The sequence below is a fragment of the Brevundimonas mediterranea genome, from assembly GCF_014196125.1.
GTDB classification, from domain to species: Bacteria; Pseudomonadota; Alphaproteobacteria; order Caulobacterales; family Caulobacteraceae; genus Brevundimonas; species Brevundimonas mediterranea.
In genome coordinates this window covers 1-16,614 of the sequence record NZ_JACIDA010000003.1, presented here as the reverse complement: position 1 = coordinate 16,614, position 16,614 = coordinate 1, and the positions used below count along the sequence as shown (strand labels likewise).

Annotated in this window: 12 protein-coding genes; 5 read left to right on the top strand and 7 right to left on the bottom strand. The window is 67.5% G+C overall.

Annotated features, from left to right (window positions below):
- Positions 1–18: 18 nt before the first annotated feature.
- A complete protein-coding gene (locus tag GGR11_RS13845) occupies positions 19–2,073 on the bottom strand; it encodes a capsular polysaccharide biosynthesis protein (protein ID WP_221205327.1) in 2,055 nt (684 codons plus the stop codon).
- Between the two features lie 586 nt (positions 2,074–2,659).
- Complete coding sequence (gene ileS / locus GGR11_RS13840; RefSeq protein ID WP_183197915.1) at positions 2,660–5,590, bottom strand: isoleucine--tRNA ligase; 2,931 nt, start codon at positions 5,588–5,590, stop codon at positions 2,660–2,662.
- 343 nt (positions 5,591–5,933) lie between these two features.
- On the opposite strand from ileS, the gene GGR11_RS13835 reads away from it, so the two are divergent.
- Positions 5,934–6,806: a hypothetical protein gene (locus tag GGR11_RS13835; protein ID WP_183197913.1), complete on the top strand. Its 873-nt coding sequence runs from the start codon at positions 5,934–5,936 to the stop codon at positions 6,804–6,806.
- A 138-nt stretch (positions 6,807–6,944) separates the two neighbouring features.
- On the opposite strand, the gene GGR11_RS13830 is transcribed toward GGR11_RS13835, so the two are convergent.
- Together GGR11_RS13830 and GGR11_RS13825 are read right to left on the bottom strand one after the other, a co-directional pair.
- Positions 6,945–9,824: a M16 family metallopeptidase gene (locus tag GGR11_RS13830; RefSeq protein WP_183197912.1), complete on the bottom strand. Its 2,880-nt coding sequence runs from the start codon at positions 9,822–9,824 to the stop codon at positions 6,945–6,947.
- 147 nt (positions 9,825–9,971) lie between these two features.
- Positions 9,972–10,433, bottom strand: a complete 462-nt coding sequence (locus GGR11_RS13825; RefSeq protein ID WP_183197910.1) for a MarR family winged helix-turn-helix transcriptional regulator — start codon at positions 10,431–10,433, stop codon at positions 9,972–9,974.
- A 165-nt stretch (positions 10,434–10,598) separates the two neighbouring features.
- Here GGR11_RS13825 and GGR11_RS13820 point away from each other — a divergent pair, with 165 nt between their 5' ends.
- Positions 10,599–11,378 (top strand): alpha/beta fold hydrolase, encoded by a 780-nt coding sequence (locus tag GGR11_RS13820; protein WP_183197908.1) that lies wholly within the window; start codon positions 10,599–10,601, stop codon positions 11,376–11,378.
- 73 nt (positions 11,379–11,451) lie between these two features.
- A complete protein-coding gene (locus GGR11_RS13815) occupies positions 11,452–12,282 on the top strand; it encodes an alpha/beta fold hydrolase (RefSeq protein ID WP_183197906.1) in 831 nt (276 codons plus the stop codon).
- A 110-nt stretch (positions 12,283–12,392) separates the two neighbouring features.
- Here the strand turns inward: GGR11_RS13815 and hfaD are convergent, their stop codons facing one another.
- The 3 genes from hfaD to hfaA are packed head-to-tail and all read right to left on the bottom strand — an operon-like array spanning position 12,393 to position 15,053.
- Complete coding sequence (hfaD, locus tag GGR11_RS13810) at positions 12,393–13,652, bottom strand: holdfast anchor protein HfaD (protein ID WP_246331899.1); 1,260 nt, start codon at positions 13,650–13,652, stop codon at positions 12,393–12,395.
- A complete protein-coding gene (hfaB, locus tag GGR11_RS13805) occupies positions 13,579–14,595 on the bottom strand; it encodes a holdfast anchoring protein HfaB (protein WP_183197905.1) in 1,017 nt (338 codons plus the stop codon). The genes hfaD and hfaB overlap by 74 nt, the downstream gene beginning before the upstream one ends.
- Entirely contained in the window at positions 14,592–15,053 is a 462-nt protein-coding gene (hfaA, locus tag GGR11_RS13800; RefSeq protein ID WP_183197903.1) for a holdfast anchoring protein HfaA, read from the bottom strand. The genes hfaB and hfaA overlap by 4 nt, the downstream gene beginning before the upstream one ends.
- A 119-nt stretch (positions 15,054–15,172) precedes the next feature.
- Here hfaA and GGR11_RS13795 point away from each other — a divergent pair, with 119 nt between their 5' ends.
- Positions 15,173–15,877, top strand: coding sequence for a rhomboid family intramembrane serine protease (locus tag GGR11_RS13795; RefSeq protein ID WP_183197901.1), 705 nt, complete (start codon positions 15,173–15,175; stop codon positions 15,875–15,877).
- Positions 15,878–15,970: 93 nt separating this feature from the next.
- Positions 15,971–16,399 (top strand): CBS domain-containing protein, encoded by a 429-nt coding sequence (locus GGR11_RS13790; protein WP_183197899.1) that lies wholly within the window; start codon positions 15,971–15,973, stop codon positions 16,397–16,399.
- Positions 16,400–16,614 lie beyond the last annotated feature (215 nt).

The window sequence follows — 16,614 nt, the reverse complement described above, 5'->3', positions numbered from 1 at the left end:
TTTCCTTTGCGAACGCCTTCAATAGGACGGCGGCGGCCTGCGGTCGAGAGAGGCGATGATCCCGGCGGCCCAGCGCTGGACCTGGCCGCGCGGCGCCTTGGGCGGCGGCTGGTGGCGGGCGGCGATCAGGGCCTGGACCAGATCCTCGGCCTCGCAGGGCCAGCCCGTCGGCGTGACATAGAGCGGATAGTGGATCAGGGCGGCCAGGATCAGATGATCGACGGTCGCACGCCGGGTGCGGCGCTCGAAGCCCAGCCGGTCGTCGGTCAGGCCCCAGCCGGCGTAGAAGGGCCGGCCATAGACCGACACCGCCTTGCCCCGCATCAGGGCCTCGAACCCGGTCAGGGAGGTCAGGGTCGCCACCCGCGCGCAGGCGTTCAGGCAGTCGATGATGTCCAACCCGTCCGCGCTGGCGTCCACCGAGGCCAGGGCCGAGGCCTCCAGCCGCCCCGGCCGGTTGCCGGCCAGAACGTCGGGGTGGTTGCGATAGACCAGAAAGGCGTCGGGATGATCGGCCCGCGCGGCCTCGACCAGGGCGGAATTGGTGGCCAGATCGGGTTCGCAGCCCAGCAGGATCGACTTGTCGTTCTCGACCTGACCGACGACCAGCAGGATGTCGCGGTCGGCTGGCCAGTCGGCCGGCGCCTGGCCCTTCAGATTATATTTCGACAGGCCCGCCTCGACGATGCGGGTCCGCAGGGCAGCGGCGCGGGCCAGTTGCTCCGGCGTCGCCTCGGTCGTCTCGATCAGGGTCTCCAGCCGCGAAGGGCGCGACGGGTCGTAATAGACGCCCTGGTCGTCCAGGGCGACCGACAGGGCGCCGACGAAGTCCGACCCCAGGCCGCGCGAACGGATGAAGCCGTCCTCCATGCGGACAGTCGGGCCGCTAAAGGCGGCGGCCGCCTGACGCACGGCCTCGCTTTCCTTGCCCGCCCACCAGATCAGCCGGCCGTTGGTGGCGGCGGCATGGGCGGCGGCGCGCGACGGCGACATGAAATAGCGCATCCGCGCCTTGGGCGAGTTCAGCAAGCGACGCACCGGCGGGCGTTTGGCCGGGGCGAAGCCGACGGCGGACCAGGGCCCCGCCAGACGGTCGGCGCGGTCGCGCAGGGCGATCAACCGCTCCAGCGCCTGTTCGGCCTCGCACCGCTCGCCGATGACGGGATCGACATAGCGGCTGTAGCCGATCAGGGCGGCGGCGGCGACCTGCTCCACCGTGCGGGCGAGGCCGCGGCGGCCGGTGGCCACGGCGTCGGTCGTCAGCCCCCAGCCGGAATAGAAGGGCGCCCCGAAACAGCGCACCGGCAAGCCCCGCAACAGGGCCTCGAATCCGAGCGCCGAGGTGACGCAATAGACCGCATCGACCGCCGCCAGCAGGTCGGCGGGGCGCACATCGGCGTCCACCAGGGTGACGCCCGCAAGGTCCGTGACGCAGCCCCGTTTCTTGCCCGCCGCCACGGCCGGGTGGCGTTTGACGATCAGCTGGGCGTTCGGTTCGTCGCGCCGGGCGGCGGCGACCATGGCGTCGAAACTGTCCTGGGTCGCCAGGCCATAGCCGATGGAGGCGTCGCCGAAGGTCTGGTCCACGATCAGGACGCGGCGGCCGGGCCGCAGCAGGCCGGGGTCCAGCGGGCCGCCCATATTGGTCTTGGACAGGCACGAGGCGACGATCCGGTCGATCAGGGCGCGGGCGCGGGCGGTGGTTGTGGCGTCGCACCAGGCGTCGGCGGTCCGGATTAGGTGTTCGAGCCGGCTGGGCCGGGTCGCGTCATAATAGACGCCCAGGTCATCGACGATCAGGCTGAGACTGGCGGCGCCCGCTTCGCCGATGCCGACGGAGCGCAGGAAGCCGTCTTCCAGCGCGACGTAGGGCCGCCCGTTCTTCTCGGCCCAGCGACGACCCGCCGCCGCCGTCGGCTTCATCCCCCAGCCCAGTACCGCCTGCACCTCGTCCCCCGGCAGGCGGTGCAGGGCGTAGTCCGCCAGGAAGACGTCGAGGAAGGGGACCTTCAGCACGCCGGGCGCGCAGACCCAGGCGGGGGTTTTGGCGGCGGTGTCCGAGGCTGGGGTCAAGGCGGGTCCGATTCAGACGCGAAAAACAGGGTCTGAATAGTCTGAATAGTCTGAATTGGCCGCGCTGAAATTGAACGGCGCAGGGAGAAACCGGTGCAACAGGCGAAACAGTGCAATTCGGCGACGCCTCATCCCTTCGACCTCCGGCGGTTTCAACGACGCCCATCCTAGCAGGGTTTTGACGGGCGCCAGGTCGATGGGGGTCGGCGATCGGCAAGACGTTGGAAACGCGGGGATAGGGGCAGCGTCATTGTGCGGGTTGGGAGGCCCGCCGCCACGCGTGACACTTCCCCCGCAAACCGGGGAGGGTCTGAGCGTTAGCCCCGCGTCACCTCCCTGCGCGCGCAGGCGCGCGGGGAGGACAGGTCGCGTAGCGACCAGGAGGGGGCGACACTGACGATGGTGATGACCACAACGCCTCGTCCCAAGGCCTTCCCCCGCTTGCGGGGGAAGTGTCAGGCCGTGGCGCGCACCGACACGCCTGACGATGGGGGAATTCTTCTTTAGGCGACACTTCCCCCTCCGAGCCTGGTCCGCTGCGCGGACGCCGGCCCACCTCCCCCGCAAGCGGGGGAGGGTCTGAGCGTCAGCTCCGCGTCTGGTCCCAATACCGCACCGCATCCGCGTCGCGGGCCGAGAGGTCAGGGTAGGCGGGGTCCGAGCCGACGTCCGGCACCCGGCGCCAGGAGCGGGCGCATTTCGGGTAGTCTGCGGTGTTGATTGTGGCGGTGATGACGCCGCTTTCGTCGACGACCAAATCCGCGCCGCTCGTGCGGAATACTTCGGCGGCATCCAGATCTTCGAACAAAGCCGCCGCCTCCGCTGGAAGACGGACTTCCGGCCAAGCATCAAGGGCCCCACCGATCACCTTCGCGCGGCGGCTTTCCTCGAGGCCGTTCGTGACGACCTCCAAGACGCGTTGAACCTTCGCCCACCGCTCCGCCTCGGTCGGGTTGTTCCATTCCGCAGGCGTCTCCGGGATCACCCGCGCGCAGTTCGTGCCCGCATCCGGGAAGCGCGTCGTCCAAGCCTCTTCCATCGTGAACGGCGTCAGCGGCGACAGCCATGCGGTCAGGCGCATGAAGACCTCGTCCATCACCGTGCGGGCGGCGCGACGGCGCAGGCTGTCGGGGCGGTCGCAGTAGAGGGCGTCCTTGCGGATGTCGAAATACAGGGCCGACAGATCGCTGGAGCAGAACTCCAGCACCGGGCGCACCACGTCCTGGAACCGGTATTCCTCGTAGGCCTGGCGCACATGGGCGTCCAACTCCCACAGGCGGTGCAGGACGAACTTCTCCAGCGGCGGGAACTGGTCGTAGTCGGTCAGCCGCTCGGCCTCGTCGAAGTCGGCCAGGGCGCCCAGCAGATAGCGGACCGTGTTCCTCAGCTTCCGATAGGCGTCGACCGTGGTTTGCAGGATCTGTTTGCCGATCCGCTGGTCCTCGGAATAGTCGACCAGCGACACCCACAGACGCAGGATGTCGGCGCCGCTCTCCTTGATGATGGTCAGGGGATCGGTCGTATTGCCCTTGGACTTGGACATCTTCTCCCCCTTCTCGTCGAGGGTGAAGCCGTGGGTCAGGACCGCCTTGAACGGGGCGCGGCCGCGGGTGCCGCAGCCTTCCAGAAGCGACGACTGGAACCAGCCGCGGTGCTGGTCCGAACCTTCCAGATACAGGTCGGCGGGCCAGTGCGCCGGGCGGTCGCCCGTATAGCCATGCTCGGCCGTGCGCGGGTCCAGGGTGAAGGCGTGGGTCGAGCCGGAGTCGAACCAGACGTCCAGGATGTCCTCGACCTTTTCATACCGGGCCGGGTCATGGGCGCCCAGGAAGTCGCTGTCCGGCGCGGTGAACCAGATGTCGGCGCCGTGTTCGGCCACGGCCTTGACGATCCGGGCGTCGACCTCGGCGTCATGCAGGGGCTGGCCTGTCTGTTTGTCGATGAACATGGCGAGCGGCGTGCCCCAGGCGCGCTGGCGGCTGACCAGCCAGTCGGGGCGACCCTCGACCATCGATCGGATGCGGTTGCGGCCGGCGGCGGGGTGGAAGGCGGTGTCGTCGATGGCGGTCAGGGCCGTCTCGCGCAGGGTGTCGCCCGAGGCCAGCGGCTGATCCATGCGGATGAACCATTGCGGCGTGTTGCGGAAGATGATCGGGGCCTTGGAGCGCCACGAGTGCGGGTAGGAGTGTTCCAGCCGGCCGCGCGCCAGCAGATTGCCGGCCTCGATCAGTTTCTCCATCACCGCGCCGTTGGCGGGACCGAATTTGCCGGTCTTCTTGCCTTCGGTCTCCAACACCTTCAGCCCCGCGAACAGGGGGACGCCGGGATAATAGGCGCCGTCCGGGTCGACCGTGTCCGGCACCTCGTGATGACCATGGGCCTTCCACACCTCGAAGTCGTCGGCGCCGTGGCCCGGCGCGGTGTGGACGAAGCCCGTACCGGCGTCGTCGGTCACATGGTCGCCGGCCAGCAGCGGCACCGAGAAGCCATAGCCGCTGTCCAGCGCGGCCAGGGGGTGGGCGCATTCCAGGCCCGACGGATTGATGTCGTAGATGCGGGTCCAGGCGGCGATCTTGGCAGCCTTGAACACGTCTTCCGCCAGCTTGTCGGCGACGATCAGCCGGTCGCCCGGCTTGGCCCAGGGCGCGAACTCCAGACCCTCTTCCATGGCCGTGACCTCATACAGGCCATAGGCGATCTCGGGGCCGTAGCTGATGGCCCGGTTGGCAGGGATGGTCCAGGGCGTGGTGGTCCAGATGACGATGGACGGGGTGCTGGTGCGGAAGGCCAGCAGGTCGTCGGGATGGTCGTCCGACGCGCCCGTGACCGGGAACTTGACCCAGATCGTGGGCGAGACGTGGTCGTGGTATTCGATCTCGGCGTCGGCCAGGGCGGTGCGCTCCACCGGCGACCACATGACGGGCTTGGAGCCGCGATACAGCTGGCCCGAATTCTTGAACTTGTGGAACTCGGCGACGATGGCGGCCTCGGACGTGAAGTCCATGGTGGCGTAGCGGTTGGCGAAGTCGCCGGTGATGCCCAGGCGTTTGAACTGGTCGCGTTGCAGGTCGATGTATTTGCCGGCGTATTCGCGGCAGGCGGCGCGGAACTCGTCCTTGGAGACCTCGTCCTTGCGGCGGCCCTTGGCGCGGAACTGTTCCTCGATCTTCCACTCGATCGGCAGGCCGTGGCAGTCCCAGCCGGGGACGTAATCGACGTCACAGCCCAGCAGGAACCGGCTGCGGACCACGAAATCCTTCAGCGTCTTGTTCAGCGCATGGCCGATGTGGATGTCGCCGTTGGCGTAGGGCGGGCCGTCGTGCAGCACATAGAGGGGGGCCTTCTGCGCCTGGCGTTCGGCGCGCAGGGTCCCGTACAGGTCGCCCCACTGCTCCAGGATCACCGGTTCCTTCTGCGGCAGGCCGCCGCGCATGGGGAAGGGCGTCTCGGGCAGGAAGACGGTGTCGCGATAGTCGCGGCCGGAGGGGGTGTCGGTGGTGTCTGTGGCGTCGGCCATGGGTCGTCTCGGCGTCGTGAAAGTGATGTCGCTGTCTTCGTTCGCCCTGTCGCGCTTCGCGCTGCTCGAGGGCGGCTTCGTTCGCCCGAACAGAGGGCGGTCTTCCCGGCGTGCACGGGGCCACAGGGCCCGGAAGCGCTACGCCGGGCGGCTAATCGAAATCAGGCGAATGGAGACGCGGACGGTCATGATGCGGGCGGTCTAGCAGACGGATGCGGCATTGCGCCATCCCCGAAGACTTTCCCATCTCAACGGAAACGAAAGGCTTTTGTCGTCTTGGTTAAGGTTGGATCGTCCGGAAGTCTGTCCAGGCGACGTGAGAATTCGTTCGGGAGTCCCGCCGATGCGGCAGCGGATCAGGAATTGGATGCTGGGTCTGGCGGCCGGCGGGGCCATGTTGGGCGTCGCGGGCGCGGCGACGGCCCAGAGCTGTGGCCAGCCGGCGTGCGAACCTCCGCCGCCGCCGTGCTGCGAGCCTCCGCCGCCTCCGCCGCCTTCCTGCGGGGGTGGATCGTGCGGGGGCGGGAACGGCGGCTGGAACTCGAACACCAACGTCAATGTGAACGTCAACGTCAATGCTGGGGCCAGCGCCAATGCGAACGCCGGGTCGCGGGCCTATGTGAATGCGCGGGCCGGCGGTTTCTCCGGCGGTTACGGCGGGGGCGGCGGCGCGGCCTATGTGACCGTGGACCAGCCCTATCCGACGACCATCCAGGGCCTGGCCGTCGAAGGCCTGGCCCAGACGGTGCGGACGCCCTTCACCGCCTGGCGTCGGTCGATGAAGCGGGTGGTGATCCAGGCGGTCTGTATTGACGACCGTCAGGTGCCGCATCCGGCGTCGCAGGTCCGGCCGGACCGGGAGATCGCCGACGGCTATGAGGGGGAACTCTATCGCTGCCTCGCCGGGACCTGGCTGCAGGCCACGATCGCCGATTATCAGGGCGACATCAGTTTCGACCACGGCACGACCGTGACCTGCAGGAAGCACGAGGCCCTGTGGTTCGGCGGCGAAGGCAAGCTGGAATGCCGGCCCGAGAAGGCTGAGCGGGACTGCAACGAACGCTCGCTGCTGCGTCGATACGGGGCCGGGGTGAAGATCCTGACCATGTACCGCGAAGAGGAATACACCGAATACCGCGAGGAACAGGTCCAGAGCGCGACCGTCATCACCGGGGCCATCACCCTGGACGGCGGCGTCGGCGGCCGGGTGTTCTGAACCGGACCTGACGCGACCCGTTCAGGCGCGGCTCAGGCCGTGTGACGCAAGACAAGACCGTCGGCTCTCCGTCGACGATCCTGAAGACTGGCCCCAAAAAGGCTCGGCCCCGGTTCCTGCGAACCGGGGCCGTTTTTCTTACTGGGCCAGCTTGTCCGAGACGACCTCGGCGCGCCAGGCGGCGTCGGGTTTCAGATACTGCTGCGCCAGGTTTTGCAGGTCGGCGGCGGTGACGGCCTCCAGCACCGCGATGTTGTTTCGCGTCTGGTCCAGCGAGGCTGGCCTGGATTGGGCTTCGGACAACTGGTTCAGCCAGTAGCCGTTGTCGGCCATGCTGCGGCGGAGGCGCTCGATGGCGGGCCGGCGCGCGCGGTTCAGCTCATCCTCGCTGATCGGATTGTCGCGCAGGTCGGCGGCGATCACGTCCACGGCCTCGAACAGTTTCGTCAGCGACTCGGGGGGCGTTTCGGCGCCGACGGCGATGTAGCCGTAGCCGGGGAAGGCGTCGGAGTTGGTGGCGCTGGCGCTGGGCGAATAGGCGATGCCCTGTTTCTCGCGAATCTCCTCGTTCAGGCGCAGTTGCAGCACGGCGGACAGGATCGACAGTCGCCGGGCCGTGGTGCGGTCCTCGATCTGGTCGGTGGTCGGCCAGGCGACGAAGCCCAGGGCCTGTTCGGCCTGACCCGTGTGCGTCAGACGGACCGGGGTCGCGGTCGGGGCTGGGAAGCGACGCTCGGCCGATCCGGGCGGCGGGGTCGGGGCGGCGCCGCGCGCGGGCAGGGCGCCGAAGGTCGAACCCACGGCGGCGATGACCGCGTCCACATCCACATCACCGACGACGGTGATCTCGACCGGGCCGGAGGCGAGCGCCGACTTGATCTGTTCGCGCAAGGGTTCGATCTCGACCGACTGGAACTGTTCATTGGTCGGAGTGGCCGCGCGCTTGTCGCCCCCGGCCAGCAGTTCGCCGGCCTTCAGACCGAAGGCGCCGCCGGGCGTGGCGGCCTGCTGTTCCAGGGCCTGCGGATAGGCGGCCTTGGCGCGTTGCAGCGGCGCGGCGCGCAGACCCGGATCCGTCAGGAAGGCGGCCAGAACCTGAAGCTCGAGCTGCAGGTCCTCCGGACGGGTGGAGCCGCCGAAGCTGTAGCTGTCCTCGCCCTGGCTGACGCTGGTGTTGACGACATGGCCGGCCAGGACGCGGTCCGCCTCATCCACCGTCAGCTTGCCCAGGCCGCCGGCGTTCAGCACGGTGTTGGCGGCGAACAGGGGCGAGAAACGGTCGGCGGGAAGACCCATGCCGCCGATGCCGGTATTGGCGCGGATCAGGATCTGGTCATCGCGGAAGTCGGTCTTCTTGATGTTCAGCAGGGTCCCGTTGGGGAAGGTCACCAGGGTGGCGCCCAGATCGGCCACCTCGGTGCGCGCGGCGGGAACGGCCGGCGCGCCGAAGTTCGTGTAGGGCCATTCCAACGCCGACTGATCGGACGGGGCGGCGACGGGAACCTGGCGCGAGGCTTCCAGCGCGGCGGTGACGGCGGCCTCGCCGCCCTCGACCGGGACCGGGCTGGTGAACAGGACCAGGGGGCCCTGGCCTTCGAACACCGGGCGCACGGCGGCGTTGACCTGTTCCGGGGTCAGATCGGCGACGATCTTCTCGAACTGGTCCAGGCTTTCCTGGGGCGAGGTGAAGACCGTGTCGCCATTGACCGCGTTCAGCAGGGCGCCGGCCAGGGCCGGGGTCGAGCGGGTGGCCGCGGTGGCGACGGCGTTCTGAAGCGAGGTGCGATATTCGGTGATCTCGCGCTGCAGCTCGGGGGCGGTGACGCCGTACTGGGTCAGGCGGCGGGCCTCCTGCTCCGTGGTCTCCAGCGCGCGTTTCCATTCGCCCGGCGTGAAGGCGACCGACAGGATGCCGGCGTCCAGGCTGTCGAACAGCGACTGATAACCGCCGCCGGCGCCCAGGAAGGGCGGATTGTCGGCGCGCGCCATCTCACCCAGGCGACGGTTCAGCACCGCCAGGCCCAGGCTGCGGCGAACGGCCTCGGTGCGTTCGGCCAGGCTGTCGGGGTCAAGGTCCGGCGCCTTGATCCAGTTGATCTGGATCGACGACTGGACGCCCGGCTCGACGATGATGCTGGTCTCCGGCTGGCGCGCGGCGACGGTTCCCAGGTCGGGCTCGGGCCCGTCGGCGGCCTTGGGCGTCCAGTCCGCGAAGGTCGTGCGGATCTTGGCCTCCATCACGTCCAGGTCGAAGTCGCCCACGGCGATGAAGGTCGCGCGCGAGGGCCGGTAGTAGGCGTCATAGAAGTCGACGAACCGCTCTCGCGGCGCGGTGCGGATGATGTCGAGATCGCCGATGGGCAGGCGTTGCGACAGGCGCTGGCCCGGCGCCAGCAGGCCCAGCTGGGTCTTCAGCACCCGGAACTGAGGGGTGTCGCGCAGCCGTTCCTCGCCGACGATGACGCCGCGCTCGGAATCGATGGCGTCCGACGCCATCAGGGCGTCGCCCATCATTTCGCGCATCACATGCAGGGACGTATCGACCGTCTCGTCCTGGGTGTTGGGCAGTTCCAGCATATAGGCCGTCTGCTCGAAGCTGGTGAAGGCGTTGGTGTCGGCGCCGAAGGCCAGGCCCAGGCGTTCGAGAATGCGCAGCATCTCGTTCTCGGGGATGTCCTTGGTCCCGTTGAAGGCCATGTGCTCCATGAAGTGGGCCAGCCCCTGCTGGTCGTCCCGCTCCATCAGCGAGCCCGCGTCGATCCGCAGCCGGAACGAGGCCTGACCGGGCGGGGTGGCGTTGTGCATCAGGGCGTAGCGCATGCCGTTGGGCATCAGGCCGTAGCGCACAGCCGGATCGGCCGGAACATCACTGGCCGCCTGGGCCCAGGGATCGGAGGGCGGGACCTGGGTCTGGGTTTGGGCGGCGGGCGCGAAGGCCAGGACGGGGACGGCGAAGGCCCCCGTCGAAAGCGCCAGGCCAGAGGCTGCGACAAGCAGAAGGCGACGCGCAGAACGCATGAGTTTACTCCCGTAAGCCGCAACCCCCGATGGAGCGGCCGATGTCTGGAGTAGGCGAGGGCTGCGACGAGGGCAAGGCGACCTTTTATCGTTCCCTTTGGTTATCGTCCCGTTTTGGGGAGGGCGGAAAAGCCGGGAGCCAGCCGGTCAGCGGCCGTCGTCCGACTTGGATTGGCCTGGGCCTAAGGCCTCTGTTAGCCGACGCACGGCGTCGTTGAGAGCCTCTATGTCTCGAACGGTCATTGCGGAGTTCTCGAGGAGCTTTTCGTTGAGGCATCTCGACCTGGCTTCCATGTCACGACCAGCCGGCGTCAGGTCGATCAGGACCTGGCGCTCATCCTCTGGATTGCGCGTGCGGGTCACCAAGCCCCCGACTTCAAGCCTCTTCAAAAGAGGCGTCAGGGTGCTGGTCTCCAGAGACAGGTGATCGGCGATCGCTCCGATCGGCATGAGGCCGCTCTCCCACAAAACGCTGAGGACGAGGTACTGCGGATAGGTCAGTTGCAGATCGTCGAGCAGCGGCTTGTACGTACGGCCAATCGCCAAGGCGGCGGAGTAGACGGAGAAGCAGAGTTGTTTCTCCAGGGGGCGGGAAGGGGATTTTGTCACAGCGGACCTCCTGAACGGAATGTAGTCCTACACCGTCGTCGATAAAAGATCGCGCGATAAACATTTCTGCTGGACAAGCTGACCTGCTGCGGGCAGAAAGTTATGGCGATAACAAATATCGCAATAACGAAACGGCGGTGACGCCTCAACACAAGGGATTTCGCGATGATCAAGACCATTTCCGCCGTTACCGCCGCCGTCGCCTTGGCGACCGGCGCCGCCCCGGCCTCTGCAGCGCCCGTCGAGCCGGTGCGCAATATCGTTCTCGTCCACGGCGCCTTCGCCGACGGCTCCGGCTGGCGCGGCGTCTATGACGAGCTGACCTCGCGCGGTTATCGCGTCAGCATTGTTCAAAACCCGCTCACCTCCTTTGAAGACGACGTCGCCGCGACCCGTCGGGTGCTGGCCCGCCAGGACGGCCCCTCGATTTTGGTCGGCCACTCCTATGGCGGCTCCGTCATCACGGAGGCGGGGTCCGATGCAAGCGTGGCCGGTCTGGTCTACGTCGCTGCCTTTGCTCCGGAAATCGGCCAGTCGACGCTCGACCAGTACGCCGAAATCCCGCCTCCGCCGAACTTCCAGCCCGACGTCCAACCGGATGGCTTCGCCTATCTGAAGACGGACACTTTCATCGCCGGGTTCGCTGCCGACGCTGGCGATGACGCCGCCTTCCTGCGGGACTCGCAGGTGCCGATTGCGATGCGGGCTCTCGAAACGAAGGTCACGACCGCGGCCTGGCGTGTGAAGCCCAGCTGGTATGTCGTCGCGACCGAGGACGGGGCCATCGCACCCGAACTGCTGCGCAGCACCGCGCGCCGTATCGGCGCGGTGACGACCGAGGTCCGCGGCAGCCACGTCGTCTTCCTGACCCAGCCGAAAGCCGTGGCGGACGTCATCGAACAGGCCGCGCAGGGCGCCGCGATCGCGCCGACGACTGCGCACTAGTCCCATTTTCTTCCACGCCGGACGCGAACGTCCCGGCTCAACTCACGCCACCTGGTGGCGCAGGAGCAAGACCATGACAACGATCACCACACGCGATCACGTCGAGATCTATTACAAGGACTGGGGGCCGAAGACCGGTCCTGTCGTGATCCTCAGCCACGGCTGGCCGCTTAACTCCGACAGTTGGGAGAACCAGGCCTTCGCTCTGGCCACGGAAGGCTACCGGGTCATAACGCATGACCGGCGAGGGCACGGCCGTTCCAGCCAGCCGTGGGACGGCAACGACATGGATCACTATGCCGACGATCTGGCGCAGCTGATCGAGGCGCTTGATCTGCGTGATGTGTCGCTGTTCGGTTTCTCCACCGGCGGCGGAGAGATCGCTCGTTATGTCGGCCGCCACGGGACATCCCGCGTGGCTCGCCTTGGTCTGATATCGGCCGTAACGCCGCTCATGCTGCAGACCCCGGCCAATCCGGGCGGCCTTCCCATCGCGGTGTTCGACGATATCCGGGCGGGCAGCCTGACGGATCGGTCGAAGCTGTACCAGGACATCGCCTCGGGCCCGTTCTTCGGCTTCAACCGACCCGGCGCGACCGCGTCCCAAGGGATGATCGACGCCTTCTGGCTGCAGGGAATGACCGGGGGGCACAAGAATACCTATGACTCGATCAAGGCCTTCTCGGAGACGGACTTCACCGAGGATCTGAAGAAGTTTGATCGGCCCACGCTCATCGTGCATGGGGACGATGATCAGATCGTGCCGATCGGCGCCGCTGCGCAAGCCGCCAAAAAGCTTGTCCCCCACGCCGAACTCAAGATCTACGCCGGGGCGCCGCATGGCGTCACCGACACTCACAAGAGCCAACTCTCTGCGGATATCCTGGATTTCCTCAGAAGCTGACTTCTTCAAGCGTCGGCTGGCGGTTCGCCTCGTGATCGGCAGCCGACGCTTTGGGCAGTTTTTGCAGCGGCTTGAGTCTATTCGTCAGCCGCCCCTCAGCCGTTCAGTCCTCACCCGCCCGGACGGCTCACATAGAAGGTCGCGCTGTTGCCGACGGCGGTGGTTCCGACCACGGCGGCGCGGCCGGAGCCGATGGTGGCGTTCGTCGTGGCGGTGACGTTTCCGTCGTTGGTCTGGTTGTTGGTGATGTTGACCTCGCCGCCGCACTGGGAACAGGCGGAACCGGTGACGCTGTTGCCGACAGCCTCGGCGCCGACATAGGTGTCGTAGCCGCTGACGCCGACCGAGGTCGCGGTCGCCTCGACCCCGCCTGTGTTCAGCTGGGTGTTGTCCAGCTCCAGATAGATGTCGTTGTTGCCGGCGATCACTTCATTGGCGACGGCGCGGGCCGAGACGGTGGTCTGGCCCTGGAGATTGGTCTGGACGCGCGAATCGGCGCGGATGCGGCCCCGGTTGGTCTGGTCGGTTGCGGCGACCAGGGAGCCGCCGGCGTTGGACAGGACGGTCTGGTTGGCGCCGGCCTTGGCGCGGGCGGCCAGGTTCCAGGCGTTGTCGACATAGACGTCGGTGCGCGCCTCAATCGTCGAGGCGGCGTTGGTCTGACGGATCGTCAGATCCTGGTGAGAGGCGCCGGTGGTCGAGGCCTGGACGGCGTTGGCCACGGCCTGGGACGAGAAGTCGGCGGGGGCGGGGATGTACTGCACGTCGGCGACCGTCTCGGCCAGGACGGTGGTCTGGGCCGACTGATCGGCTGCGCCGGTGATCGACGAGGACGGACCGCCCAGGGCGACGCTGTTGGCGACGGCCGCCGTGCCGACGAAACCGCCGGCCAGCATATGACCGGTCGGCGACTGGACGACGGTGCGGGCGGTGACGTCATCGCCGGTCGCGACCTGGGCCGCATCGACGGCGAAGGACGCCCCGTCGGTGGAGACGCCCAGATAATCGCCGCGCGCCAGGGTCGTCGATCCGATCACGCCGTCCGATTCGCCGTTCAGGACGAGGGTCGTGTCAGCGCGTGTCGCGCCGGTCATGGTCTGGCGCGACGCCAGCGAACCGGACGAATCCTCAATCCCGCCCGCGAGCGAATTGCCCGTGGCCGAATTGGTCACCTCGAGTTGATCGACCGTGACGTTCAGGTTCACCGACCCGGTCACGTCGCCGGACTGGGTCTGGGTGCTGGAACAGGTCGAGCCGGTCTGCGGATCGCAGAGCGGCGTCTCCTGCGCCGTCGTCTCAGTAGCGGCTAGGGCGAACGTCGCCGTCGCGGCGATCATGCCAGCGAGACGGATCGGCGCGGGTCTGGCCATTGTTCGTCTCCGTGGTGGGGTAGGCCGGATAATAGCCGCCGGTCGGGCCGACAGCGGAATCGCCAAGCGGGTCGTTGGCGGCGTTGAGGCAGATTTCGGGGCCGGGCGCCCCATAGAGATTGGCCATGAACTCGACCGTGGCCCGTTCGACCAGGGCGCGGACGGCCAGCTGGGTCGGCTCCATCCCGCCGGACCCGGCCGAGATGTCGAAGACATTGCCGTTCAGGAAGTCGAACACCCCGGCCGAAATCTCGCGGCCGATGATCTGCTTCTGGTACGAGACGACGTCCACGACCTCGAGGGTGGTGGTCTGGACCAGGCGCAGGTCCATGGCGATGTTCATCACATAGGTGCGGTAGGTCGCGATGCCCGAGCCGGGACGGTCGCTGTCCACCTGGCCTCCAGCGGCGTCGAAGCCGCCCGAGCGGATGTTGTAGTTCACCTCGGTGACGCCGCCGACGATGTAGAAGTCCGAGCCGGGCACCTGGCCGGCCAGGATGCGGCGGTACTGGGTGTCTTCCGGTCCCTGGGCGCCGGGGGTGTTGTCGCCGATCAGCTTGTTGTTGGCGTAGCGAAGCTCCAGCTCGGACACCGAGGTGTCGTAGCGTTCGACGATCCGGGCGCCGGCCTTGGCCAAAGCCGAGTTCGCCATCAGCGAGGCGCCGCCGGTGATCTGGCGCCCGCCGTCGGAGGAGACCGTGCCGGTGTAGTCGCTTATCCGGCCCACCGCCATGCGCGGCGAGGGCAGGTTGTAGCGACGGGCGTAGTCGGCCAGGCAATAGAGCGCCGCCGAATAGGGGGTGGGGTTGGCTGTGACCGGCGCATTGCCGATCGGCGTCGCATACTGACCCGACGGCCCGGCCACCGGGCTGACGCAGCCGGCGAGCAGCAGGGCCGCAGCCGTCACGACGGCGCCTGTACGAATGAGGGGAGGACGGCTCATGGCAGGGTGATGTTTCCGTTCAGGGCCGTGCCGGCGTTGATGTCGCCGTTGTTGGTCTGTTTCGAATTGACGATGACGGTGTTGTGGCTGCCCTGGACCACGACGTTCAACTGATTGCCGATGGCGGTGGAGCCGCCGATGGTCGTGCCGCGGCCGGAAGACGAGCCCGCCCCGGCATAGGCCGAGGCCACGCCGCCGGACTGGCTGGAGTAGGAAGAGGCGCCGGACTGGATAATTCCGTTGACGATCAGGCGATTGCCGTTGGCGTCTCGGGTCGAACCGGTGGCGACGGTATTGGTCAAGCTGCGCGCGGAGCCATAGCCCTGCTGGAAGCGGGCGGCGCCGCCGGAACCCGTCGTCTGGGCCATGGCGATAGACGGGGCGAGCGACGGGGCGGCGGCGACGAACAGGGTCGCAAGCACGGTCGGCAGGGGGGCGATCAGCCTCTTGACCGGCATGGATAATACTCCTGGCGCGCAAACGGATGACGGACCGAAACCACGATCCGCACCCCAAACTGCGTTAAGGTTATTAAGAAGCGCTTGAGATCGCAGAAATCGTTGCGCATTGGTGAGGCATGTCCGACCCCGATGGCCGATTCGCAGCGCCCCCGAATTCAGAAGGGCCGAAGTCCGAACGACTGTTCAACGCCCCGGTCGCGGTGGTGCTGATCGCCCTGTCGATGCCCGTGCTGTTTTTCTTCCAGCGCCAGCTGCCTGACATGGGCGCAGCCATGGCCTTCGCACCCATCGATCTGCAGAACGGGCGGTGGGGCGGCTTGTTCACCGCCATGCTGCTGCACGGCAGCTGGACCCACGCCCTAATGAACGCCGTCGGCGCCCTGGCCTTTGGCGCGCCGGTGGCCCGGCTGTTCGGCGACCGCATCGGGCCGACCGTCTTCCTGCTCTTCTATATAGGGTGCGGCGTGGTTGCGGCCCTGGGCTACGGCCTGGTCCACTGGGGATCGACCGAGGCCATGGTGGGCGCGTCCGGGGCCGTGTTCGGCCTGATCGGCGGGGCGACCCGGCTGATGGGGGGCCGGGGCAGGGTGCTCGGCCTGTTCGACCGACGGGTGATCGGGGCCTCCATCGCCTGGATGGCGGTCAATGCGGTCACCGGCCTGATCGGCTATGCGCCGGGGGCCGAGGGCGCGCGAATCGCCTGGGAGGCCCACGCCTTCGGCTTCATCGCCGGATTGCTGGTCATCGGCCCCTTGGGCCGCGCCTTCGGCAAGGGGCCTTTGCCCGTGGGGACGTCGGCCCGCCCCGAATCGGAGGTTTGATTCCGAGGCGCGGCTGCGCGATCATGGTTATCGAGCGGCCCTGTGGCCATCCCGGCCCGGCGGTCGTCTCCTAACCATAGAGAAGGAGCCGCGATGTTCGTCGCCGAGATCCTCAAGACCAAGGGAAACGCCGTCTTCTCCATCGCGCCCGACCTGACGGTGGCGCAGGCGTGCGGGGAGCTGGAGCGCAAACGCGTCGGCGCCCTGGTCGTCCGTGACGGCGAATCCGTCGCCGGCGTCTTTTCCGAAAGGGATGTGGTGAAGGCCCTGGCGGTCGATGGCCCCAACGCCCTGGGCCGTCCCGTCTCCGACTATATGTCGGCCCAGGTGATCTTCGCCGAACCGGGCGAGACCATGTCCGCCCTGATGGGCCGGATGACCGACCGACGGATTCGCCATCTTCCGGTGTTGAGCGAGGGGCGACTGGTCGGCGTCATCTCCATTGGCGACGTCGTCAAATGCCAGATCGCCGATCACGCCCGCGAGGCCGAAAGCCTCAGAACCTATATAGCCGCTGGCTGAACAGGGCGCCGCGACGGGTTCGCAGAGTCCGACTCCGCGAGAATCTTCACTGATCTGTCAGAATCTGGTTGCGGGGTAAAAGGGTGGCCCGTATAGGACCGCCTCGCTCGGAAACGGGCTGGCCCTGAGGGCTTCGGAGCTTCGGTTTCGGGGGTTTTGAGGGGAAGAAAGAGTTGAGAAACTTCTTGCTTTCCTGGGTTGGTTTCAATAGGTTC